Genomic DNA, 716 nt, shown 5'->3' with positions numbered 1-716 from the left:
GACCAGGGGGACCACGCCCGGGTGCAGGGCCGCGGGGTCACGGGCCGCGGCGAGGGCGAGCAGGGCCGCGACCGCGACGCCGGAGGCGACGACCAGCCAGGCGCGCACGTCCCAGCGGTCCGGGCGGTAGCGGGTGCGCGGCGAGCGGCGTCCGCCGAGTCTGAGACCCGCGAGGGCGGCGGCGAGACCCACGAGGAGCAGGGGGAAGCCGTAGGCCGCGCCCTCGGCCGTGAGCAGGCCGTACGTTCCCGCGCAGACGCCGAGCAGACCGCCGAGGGTGAGGACGGCGGTGGTACGCCGTACGGCGGGCGGGACCTGGGCGGTACGGCCGTACCCGCGGGCGTCCATCGCGGCGGCGAGGGAGACCGAACGCTCCAGCGCGCCCTCCAGGACCGGGAGGCCCACGTGCAGCAGGCCCCTGATGCCGTTGTCGGGGCGGCCGCGCAGACGGCGGGCGGCGCGCAGACGCTGGACGTCGGCGATGAGGTTCGGGGCGAAGGTGAGGGCGACGACGACCGCGACGCCCATCTCGTACAGGGCGCCCGGGAGGGATTTGAGGAGCCGGGCGGGGTTGGCGAGGGCGTTCGCGGCGCCCACGCAGATGAGGAGCGTGGCCAGTCGCAGACCGTCGTACAGGGCGAAGGTGAGGGCCTCCGCGGTCACCTCGCCGCCGAGGCGGATGCCCTGGGCCCAGGCGGGGAGGGGGAGTTCGGGGA

1 protein-coding gene is annotated in these 716 nt (G+C 76.8%); it reads right to left on the bottom strand.

What is annotated here, in order from left to right; all coding sequences use genetic code 11:
- Positions 1-716 (bottom strand): energy-coupling factor transporter transmembrane protein EcfT (locus tag K4G64_RS39450; protein ID WP_221760646.1); only part of this gene is annotated, 716 nt, incomplete at both ends.

Origin of the sequence: Streptomyces sp. WAC04114, assembly GCF_019733245.1 — a bacterium.
Taxonomy (GTDB): domain Bacteria; phylum Actinomycetota; class Actinomycetes; order Streptomycetales; family Streptomycetaceae; genus Streptomyces; species Streptomyces massasporeus_A.
This window is presented reverse-complemented; position numbering and strand designations above follow the sequence as displayed.